Below are 8,995 nucleotides of genomic sequence, written 5' to 3'. Positions count from 1 at the left end.
GACGGGGACGGTGGGGGTTCCGGCGCGGAGGGTGGCGGCGGTGGTGCCGGCGCCGGCGTGGTGGACGGTGGCGGCCATGCGGGGGAAGAGCCAGTCGTGCGGGGTGTCGCCGATGGTGAGGACGTCGTCGTTGTCGTCGGGTGCGCTGAGGCCGCTCCAGCCGGACTGGACGACGGCGCGGACGCGGGCGGCGCGGACGGCGGCGAGGACGGTGGCGGTGAGCCGTTCGGGGTCGGGGACGACGAGACTGCCGAAGCCGATGTACACGGGTGGCGGTCCGGCGGCGAGGAAGTCCAGGAGGCGGTGCGGGGGTTGCCAGTCGGGGTCGGTCCGGGGCCACCAGTAGCCGGTGACGCCGAGGGACGGGCTCCAGTCGGCGGGGCGGGGGACGACTCGTGGCGAGAAGCCGTGCAGCACGGTGCGGTTGCGGCGGCCGCGTGCCACAGAGCGGGCGGGCAGGCCGAGTTGGCGGCGGAGGCCGTGGACGGCGGGGGCGAAGAGCCGGTCGACGGCGGCCTGCACAGCGTGGCCGGCGAGCAGGTTGCCAGGTCCGCCGAGGGATCGGGTGCCGGTGACCGCCGGTGCGAACTCGCGGGTGGGGGAGAGAGGTTGGAGGTGGAGGGCGATGTTCGGGATGCCGGCTGCCTCGGCGACGGCCTGGCCCAGGTCGGCGGTGGTGCTGGTGGTGAGGAGAAGGTCGGCGCCGGGTTCTGCCGCGGCGGCGATCCCCGCGCCGAGGGCGGGCATGAACGAGCGTGCGAGGCGCACCAGTTGGAGGAGGCCGAGCGGCCCGGAGCCGGCCCGCAGGAGCTGCTGGCCTTGGGCGGAGGCGAGTTCGGCGCGCGGGTCGATCGGCAGCGGGCGGAACTCCAGTCCGCAGGCGCGGACGGAGTCGGCGAAGGTCGCGTGGGTGGCGAGGGCCACCTGATGGCCGGCCGCGTGGAGGCGGGCGCCGAGTCCGGTGAAGGGGGCGACGTCGCCCCGTGAGCCGGCGGTGGCGATCAGGATGCGCATGGCCGCAGTATTCCGGGGCAGTCGGGTCCCGAGAAGGGCGCCACGCCAGCGGTGGACCGCGGGCCGCGGGCCTTCGCGCGCGGACGTGCCGGGCGCGGAACCGTCCGGCGGTGGTGCGGCGTCCCTGCAGGCAGTACGGCGTGCACGGGGCCGCCGTACGGCTCGAAGGGCGGTAGGACGCATGAGCTTCGTCGCATGGATCGTGCTGGGCCTGGTGGCCGGGGCCCTGGCCAAGCTGCTGCTGCCGGGGCGGGACCCGGGGGGTCTGGTGGTGACCACCCTGATCGGTGTCGCCGGCTCCTTCGTCGGCGGATGGATCTCCGCGAAGTTCCTGGACCGGCCGGTGACGGCGCAGTTCTTCGACCTGGCGACCTGGGCATCCGCGATCGGTGGCGCCCTGGTGCTGCTGATCCTCTACCGGCTCGTCTTCGGCAACTCCCGCGACTGACCGCGGGCCGGGGCACCCGGCAGGGGCGAGGAGAGTAGGTACGACGGGCCGGACCGGCCGCGCGGGAGACGGCGCGGCCGGTCCGTCGTGTCCGGACCGTGCCGCCCCGCTGGGCGGCACGGTGGGCGGATGTCCGGCGGGGAAGGGGTCAGGCCCTGGCGGCCAGGCCACCGAGGATGAGCCGCCAGAGGGCCTCGAACCGCTCGTCGGCGGCCGGGTCGGACCAGCTCGCCGCATGGGCGGGGTCGTGGAAGTGGGCGGTCGCCTCGAACACGGCGCGGGCGGTCGCGTCGATGCTGGTGGTCGAGTCGATGTCGGTGCTCGAGTCGGTGCGGGCGGGGTGGAACTCCTTGCTCTCCACGCCGTCCCGGACGATATCGGCGATCTGGGAGATCAGCGTCCCGATGTGGGTCTCGACCGTGTGGCTGTTCTCGCCCACCAGCGTCATGTAGGTCGCGAACAGCTGAGGGTCGTCGAAGGCCTTGCGGCGCTTGGCGGCGAAGAGCGTGGCCAGCCAGCGGTGCAGTCGCTCGGCGGCCGGCCCGGTCTCGGTGGTGATGAGGCGCAGCTCGTCGTGGGCCTGGGCGAGCCAGCGTTCGGTGACGGCCTCGCGCAGCGCCGCCTTGCTCGGGAAGAAGCGGTAGACGCTGCCGTGGCTGACGCCGAGCGTGCGGGCGACGTCGACGACGGTGGCCTTCGCCGGGCCGAACCGCCTGAGGACGTCCTCCGTCGCGCCCAGGATCTGCTCGGCGGTGAGTGCGCTGTCCGTGCTCACGGGGAGGTACGTCCTTACGGGTGAGGCGTCCGCCAACCGGGGTGCGGCGGGTGGACGGTCGGCCGGTCGGCGGCCGGTCGGGGCGGGGCCGCCGACCGGTCGGCGGTTGGTGCGGGTGCTGACGGTCCCGCCCGGAGCGGTCTGCCGACGCGGCCGGGACCGCGCCTCAGTGCTCGCTGTCGAGATGGGCCATCTGGGCGGCAGCGTACCTGTCGCCGGCCGCGGACCCGGCAGGGACCGCCGCCTCGATGGCCGCGAGGTCGGCCTCGGTGAGGGTCACGTCGAGCGCTCCGAGAGCCTCGGTGAGGCGGTCGCGGCGGCGGGCGCCGACCAGCGGGACGACGTCCTCGCCGCGCGAGGCGACCCAGGCGATCGCGATCTGCGCGACGGTGGCCTTCCGTTCGGCGGCTACCGCGCGCAGGGCGTCGACGAGCCGGAGGTTGTGGGTGAGGTTGTCGCCCTGGAAGCGGGGGCTGTGGCCGCGGAAGTCGGTGCCGGCCAGTTCCCGGTCGTTCTGCCAGTGGCCGCTGAGCAGGCCGCGCGAGAGCACGCCGTAGGCGGTCACGCCGATGCCGAGCTCACGCGCGGCGGGCAGGATCCCGGCCTCGACGGAGCGGGAGATGAGCGAGTACTCGATCTGGAGGTCACTGATCGGGTGGACGGCGGCGGCGCGGCGCAGGGTGTCGGCGCCGACCTCGGATAGGCCGATGTGGCGGACGTAGCCGGCCTGGACCAGCTCGGCGATCGCGCCGACCGTCTCCTCGACCGGCACGGCCGGGTCCAGCCGGGCGGGGCGGTAGATGTCGATGTGGTCGGTGCGCAGGCGGCGCAGGGTGTAGGCGAGGGCGGTCTTGACCGCCGCCGGGCGGGCGTCGTAGCCGAGCCACTGGCCGTCCGGGCTGCGCTGGGCGCCGAACTTCACGCTGATCCGGACCTCCTCGCGGTCGCGGCCGCGCAGCGCCTCGTGGATCAGCAGCTCGTTGTGGCCCATGCCGTAGAAGTCGCCGGTGTCGAGCAGGGTGACGCCGGCGTCGAGGGCGGCGTGGATGGTCGCGATGCTCTCGGCCTCGTCGGCGGGGCCGTAGAGGTCCGACATGCCCATGCAGCCGAGGCCGAGGGTGGAGACCGTCGGGCCGGTGGCGCCGAGCTTGCGCGGGGGGAGGTGGCGGGGGTTCTGGGTGGTGGACATGGGTCAACGATGACACAGCGACTGACAGAATTCAAAATCTGTCATCTGAAATCTGTTAGCTGTCATTTGTCGATCACCGGGGCCCGGGCCGGCTGCGGTGGCCGGGCGTGTGGAGGTGTGGGGAGGTGTGGAGGTACGGGGCCGTTCGGGTCCCGGTCGCTGCGCACCGCCGGAGCGGCTCACCCCTTGTGCTCGCCGCACTCCCCGCTCCGGTCGCAGTGCGGCGGCTCCGCGCTCCGGCCGCAGCCGCACAGCATCGCCCGCGGCGCCTCCCGGACCTCCCCCGACGCGTCCGTCACCCGCAGCTCGCCTCGGACCAGCAGCCGTCCGTCGGCCGTCCGCCGCACCGTGGTCGGCCGCTCCGGGGCCTCCGCCCCGCCGCCCGCCAGTCGGTAGGCCAGCGCCCCCGTCGGACAGCGGCGCACCACCTCGGCGATCACCCCCGGCTCGGCGGCGTCCGGCATGATCCACGGCCTCCGCGCCGTGTCGAACACCGCCGGCAGCCCGTGCACGCACTCGGCGGCATGCCGGCACACCCGGGCGTCGAAGGACACCGTGATCCCGTCCCCCCGGTACGCCCGGGCTCCGCTGGCGCGCCCACCCGCCGCCTTTTCGCCCCCGTTGCTGCCCGTGCCCTCGGTGCCGCCCGCGCCCCCGGCGCCGCCCGTGCCCCCGGTGCCGCCCGCGCCCTCGGTGCCTGCGCGGCTGACGGCGGCCATCAGTCGCTCACCCGGCTGCGGTTCTCGTACGCCAGGTCGATGTACTCGGGATGCCGGAGCATCCACCCCTTGATGAACGGGCACGTCGCCAGGACCGCCAGCCCCCGCGCTCGCGCGTCGTCCAGGGCCGCCCGGGCCAGCGCCCCGCCGACGCCCTGCCCCTCGTACGCGGGCTCGACCACCGTGTGCGGGTGCACCACCAGCCCGTCGCTGCGCAGGTACTCGGCGAACCCGGCCAGGGTGCCGTCCGACCACGCCTCGAACCGGCCGGCACCCTCGGCATCACGGATCGTGACTGTCATGGCGGACTCCTCGCTGCTCGATGCGCTGCTCGATCCACTGCTCAACGCACTGCGCTCAACGCACTGCTCAACGCTCAACGCACTGCTCGATCCACTGCTCGGCCCGCCGACCGGGCCGTCGGCGCCGGGCCCGGGGGCGTCCGGTCCATCATCGAGCGGACGCCGCGACCCCGCCCGCCGGGTCGTCGGCGCTCGCGACGGCCGCACGCGCGTCACCCGCCGCCGCGCTCGCAGGCCCCGCGTCCGTCGCCGACCGGCTCCCGCCCGGTGCGCGCAGCAGGTGGGCCCGCGCTGGGGGGACGTTCCGCCATGCCACCCGGCTGCCCAGCCCGTACTCCTCCTCGAACCGGCGCAGTAACCGCACCACCGCCCGGTGCCGCGCACTCTGCCGGGGGCCGGACGTCAGCAGCCGTGCCGCCGACGTCCCCAGGTACTCGAAGTACGTCAGCTCGCCTCCCGGCACCAGCAGCCACAGATAGAGATCGAGGATGCGCCGCACCTCCGCCGGTTCGAAGTTGGTGAACGGCAGCCCCGACACGATCACGTCGTACCGTTCGGCGGCCGCTCCCGACCGACCGTCCTCGCGGCCTCCGCCCCCGGCGGCGGGTGGGCCGCACCCCGGCAGGTCCTGCACCCGGCACGTCGACAGCCGCAGGCCGAGATCCGTCCCGCGCCGCGTCAACTCCTCGTCCGTCCGAAGCCGTTGGGCGAACCGGGGATTGGGCTCCACCACGTGCAACCGGTCTCCCGGCCGCAGCACCCGGACCAGCCGCCGCGTCACCACGCCCGTCCCGGCCCCCACCTCCAGCACCGAGAGCGGACGGTCCGGACGGCTCGTCGCCGGGACCGTCAGCGCGTTCACCAGCTCCGCCCCGCTCGGCGCCACCGCGCCCGTCAGCCGGAACGTGCGCAGCGCCTCGGACAGGAAGAGCCACCCGTCACCGCCGCCCGGTCTCCGCCGCCCGGCGCGAGCGGTCGCGGCGCCCGCGATCTCCGTGGTGTCGGCGGGGGAGACGGGCCCCTGGCCAAGCTGATGTGTCGTCATGACAGTGACGCTAGAGAGAGTCCGACCTGCGTGGAATGGCCGAAAGATGCTCCGCACCCCCGACGAAAGTCGAGGGTGCCGATGGCCGATCGACAGGGGTGGCGCACTGCCGGTTCGTCGTAGCATCGGGCCCGGACGACGGACGGAGGGAGGTGGATCCGCATGAACAACCAGCAACGCCTGCTCGGCTGGTACGCCCCCGGTCGGCACCGCCCGACCGAGACGCTGCTCCTGCTGACCGTCCTCGTGCTCGTCGTCGAGGAGAGCCTCGCCCAGTGGCACGTCCACGATCTCCCCTGGCACCCGGTGCGCATGGCCGGAGCCGTCCTCGCCCCGCTGTCCCTGCTGCTGGCCCGCCGCCACCCGGTCGCCGCCGCCGTACTTCCCGTCCTGTTCAGCGGACTGCTGAACCGCGCCTTCCCCGGCCTGTTCAGCCTCTACCACCTGGCCTCGACGGGTCGCTCCGGCCCGGCACTCGCCGCCGCGGTCGCGCTCGCCGGGCTCGGCGCGGTCCGGGCCGAGACCCTCGCCGACTGGGCCGGCACCACCGGTTCCCAACTCCTGGTCGAAGCGGCCGTCCTCTCCCTCGGGCTGTGGCTGCACAGCCGCCGCGTGCTGATCCGGACCCTGAACGCCAAGGTCGAGGCACTCGGCCGGGAGCGCGAACTCCGGGCCGAGCAGGCCCGCTCCGCCGAACGTGCCCGGATCGCCCGCGAGATGCACGACGTCCTCGCCCACCGGCTCAGCCTCCTCGTCCTGCACGCCGGTGTGCTGCGCGACCAGGCCGGGGCCGGCACGGTGGCGGACGACCCGGAGCGCCTCGCCCACCGCCTCGAACTGCTGCGGGCCACGGCCGCCCGCTCGCTCGACGACCTGCGCGACGTTCTCGGCGCGCTCCGGGCCGATCCGCCCGGACCCGTGGGGACGACCCTGCCGACCGGTCCGTCGGAGCCGGTCGTCCCGTCCGGTCAGGCCGGCCCGGCCGGTGACGCCGGGGCGCCCGACAGCATCCGCACCGCCGTCGGGCGGGGGAGTACGAGCACGAGCACGGGTGCGAGTACGGGAGCACGCGCCGAGCCGGGCCCCGTGCCCTCAGCGGCAGGCGGTGCGCCGCTCCCCGAACCCGTGACTCCCCGTCCACCCGCCGACTCCGACTCGTCGGCCGACTTCCGTCCGCCCGTCGCCGCGCCCGCCCTGCGCGACCTCGCCGAACTCGTCGCCGAGGCCACTGGCTCCGGCCAGCGCGTGGAACTGGCCCTCGCCGGTGACCCGGAGGACATCCCGACCACCCACCGGCTGGCCGTGCACCGGGTCGTCCAGGAGGCGTTGACCAACGCGCGCAAGTACGCCCACACCGCCCCGGTCACCGTCCGCGTCCGGTACGGCGCGCCCGCGACGACCGTCGAGGTACGCAACGGCGCGGGTGACCGGGCTCCGTCCGGTGCCTGTACCGGGGGCGGTTACGGCCTGGTCGGGCTCGGCGAGCGGGTCGGCGCGCTCGGCGGGCACTTCGACGCGGGCCCCGACGGCGGAGGCGGGTTCCGTCTCGCCGCCCGCCTTCCGGCACCGGACCGGCTCCCGGTCCGGCCGCCGCTCAGCCCGACTGCACGGGCGCCCGCCCGGACAGTGCGACGGGCCGTCGACCCGCACCCCGTCGCACCCACCGCACCTGCGATACCCGCCGTACCGACAGCCGTACCGACCACCCCACCGCCCGCTCGGCGCCCCGCCCCGGCGGCCGCCGACCCGTGGACCGGCCCGAATCCACCCAGCGAGGCGACGTGATCCGCACCATGGTGGTCGACGACGACGCGCTGGTCCGGCTCGGACTCGTCGACCTGCTCGCCCAGGACCCGGAGCTGACCGTGGTCGCCGAGGCCGCCGACGGACTGGAGGCCGTCGAACTCGCCGCCCGCCACCGCATCGACGTCGCCCTGATGGACATCCGGATGCCCAGGCTCGACGGCATCGCCGCGACCCGTCGGCTCCGCGCGCTGCCCGACGGCCCGCGCGTCATCGCGCTCACCACCTTCGACCTCGACGAGTACGTCTACCGGGCACTCGCGGCCGGGGCCGACGGCTTCCTGCTCAAAGACACCCCGCCCGCCGAGATCGCTCGCGCCGTCCACGTGGTCGCCGGCGGGCAGGGCATGCTCCACCCGGCCGCCGCCCGCCGCCTCATCGACCGTTACCACCGCACCGGCGAGCCGCGCGCGGTCGCGGCCCGGGGCCGCCTGGAGGGGCTCACACCGCGCGAGGGCGAGGTGCTGCGCGAACTCGCCGTCGGCCGCTCCAACGCCGAGATCGCGGTCGTCCTCGGGATGCGCGAGAGCACGGTCAAGGCCCATGTCAGCCGGATCCTCACCGGGCTGGGGGTCGGCAACCGCGTCCAGGCGGCACTGCTCGCCCGGGACGCCGGCATGGTGGGCGACGCCGGCTGAGCCGACCGCCCTCCCCTTGTGCGACGATCCGTCCGCACTCCTCCGCCATCGCCTGGGAACACGGTGATTTGCCCCGAACCGACCGCCCCCGGATCAGCGCCGCGCGGTACTCGACGCCGGTCCGCCGTCACCCATCTGGCTTGGAAAAGGCGCGCCTTGGCGTCCTGTGCTGCCGAACCCCGGCCCCGGGTCCATGGTGGAGGTGGGCGCGATCCGGCGACCGCGCCCGCGCGCCGAGCCGGGTTCGCATGTCGTGCGCCGACCGCCGTTTCAGCGGCCGGGCGACGGGGCGGAGCCCGACCCCGGCACGCTGGGAGCAGGGCCACCTCGCAGGAAACCGAACGGTTCTTCTAGGCTCACATCTCGGCTTCCCTGTGGTGGTGCGTCGTTCTGCGCCCGCCGCAAGGGAAGCCGCCGTCCACGGAGGCTCCGGGACGATCGGGGCCACCGGATCGAGCGAGGAGGACGCACATGCCACACACGCCGCCCAGCCGTTCCAGCGCACTTGGAACGGACGGACCCTCTTGGTGTCCCGCCGTCACAGCCGGGCCCGTCGGCCCGGTGACCTGGCCGGGGCGGACCGGCCGCCCCGGCCGATCCGCGCGGCCGCTGTATACCGGCGGCGGCCGCGGAGGCAAGCGTTGAGTCCTCAAGCCGTCCGCCCCGCCACTCCCGCGGCGAGCCCCATGGCCGCCGCGACCCCTGTCCCTGCCGCTGCTCCGGTGCCCGTCGCCGCCGGCACGATCACCGCCCCGGCCGCCCCAACCCCGACGGCCACCACCGGATCCGCCACTGCGAACGCCGCCGCCATCCCCACCGCGAACGCTGCCACCGCGAACGCCGCCACCACCACGACGGTCACCACGATGACGGCCGGCGCCACCACTGCCGCCGTCACCACGACAGCAGCCACCACTGCCTTCGCCCCAGTCGAGCCGACCAGGACCGCCGGCGCCGCAACCGCCCCGGCCGCCTCCGGTACGACCGCGAGAATCGGCACCGTCCGAACCGCCCTCCCCCCGGCCGCCCCCACACCCGCCGCCGCGCCACCCATCGCAGCGG

9 protein-coding genes and 1 pseudogene are annotated in these 8,995 nt (G+C 75.0%); 3 read left to right on the top strand and 7 right to left on the bottom strand.

The window, feature by feature from the left end; translation table 11 throughout:
• Positions 1 to 1,014, bottom strand: a 1,014-nt coding sequence (locus ADK60_RS17655; protein ID WP_053647126.1) for a glycosyltransferase, incomplete at its 3' end; no start/stop codon positions are given.
• A gap of 181 nt (positions 1,015 to 1,195) precedes the next feature.
• Here ADK60_RS17655 and ADK60_RS17650 point away from each other — a divergent pair.
• Entirely contained in the window at positions 1,196 to 1,462 is a 267-nt protein-coding gene (locus tag ADK60_RS17650; RefSeq protein ID WP_045938076.1) for a GlsB/YeaQ/YmgE family stress response membrane protein, read from the top strand.
• A gap of 148 nt (positions 1,463 to 1,610) precedes the next feature.
• Here the strand turns inward: ADK60_RS17650 and ADK60_RS17645 are convergent, their stop codons facing one another.
• From ADK60_RS17645 to ADK60_RS17625, 5 genes are all read right to left on the bottom strand, one after another.
• On the bottom strand, positions 1,611 to 2,237 hold the full coding sequence (locus ADK60_RS17645) for a TetR/AcrR family transcriptional regulator (RefSeq protein WP_053647119.1): 627 nt from the start codon (positions 2,235 to 2,237) through the stop codon (positions 1,611 to 1,613).
• A gap of 166 nt (positions 2,238 to 2,403) precedes the next feature.
• On the bottom strand, positions 2,404 to 3,426 hold the full coding sequence (locus tag ADK60_RS17640; protein ID WP_053647118.1) for an aldo/keto reductase: 1,023 nt from the start codon (positions 3,424 to 3,426) through the stop codon (positions 2,404 to 2,406).
• A 179-nt stretch (positions 3,427 to 3,605) separates the two neighbouring features.
• On the bottom strand, positions 3,606 to 4,145 hold the full coding sequence (locus ADK60_RS17635; protein WP_079008460.1) for a (4Fe-4S)-binding protein: 540 nt from the start codon (positions 4,143 to 4,145) through the stop codon (positions 3,606 to 3,608).
• Complete coding sequence (locus ADK60_RS17630; protein WP_053647115.1) at positions 4,145 to 4,447, bottom strand: GNAT family N-acetyltransferase; 303 nt, start codon at positions 4,445 to 4,447, stop codon at positions 4,145 to 4,147. The genes ADK60_RS17635 and ADK60_RS17630 overlap by 1 nt, the downstream gene beginning before the upstream one ends.
• A 148-nt stretch (positions 4,448 to 4,595) precedes the next feature.
• Entirely contained in the window at positions 4,596 to 5,492 is an 897-nt protein-coding gene (locus ADK60_RS17625; protein WP_053647114.1) for a class I SAM-dependent methyltransferase, read from the bottom strand.
• Between the two features lie 162 nt (positions 5,493 to 5,654).
• Between ADK60_RS17625 and ADK60_RS17620 the strand changes: the two genes are divergently transcribed.
• Together ADK60_RS17620 and ADK60_RS17615 are read left to right on the top strand one after the other, a co-directional pair.
• Entirely contained in the window at positions 5,655 to 7,277 is a 1,623-nt protein-coding gene (locus tag ADK60_RS17620) for a sensor histidine kinase (RefSeq protein ID WP_053647112.1), read from the top strand.
• A complete protein-coding gene (locus ADK60_RS17615; RefSeq protein ID WP_045938071.1) occupies positions 7,274 to 7,933 on the top strand; it encodes a response regulator in 660 nt (219 codons plus the stop codon). Before ADK60_RS17620 ends, ADK60_RS17615 begins: the two co-directional genes overlap by 4 nt.
• Positions 7,934 to 8,582: 649 nt before the next feature.
• Here ADK60_RS17615 and ADK60_RS17610 read toward each other — a convergent pair.
• Positions 8,583 to 8,995, bottom strand: a pseudogene (locus ADK60_RS17610) (hypothetical protein); the annotation flags it as partial.

It is taken from the genome of Streptomyces sp. XY431 (assembly GCF_001279805.1).
GTDB classification, from domain to species: Bacteria; Actinomycetota; Actinomycetes; order Streptomycetales; family Streptomycetaceae; genus Kitasatospora; species Kitasatospora purpeofusca.
This window is presented reverse-complemented; position numbering and strand designations above follow the sequence as displayed.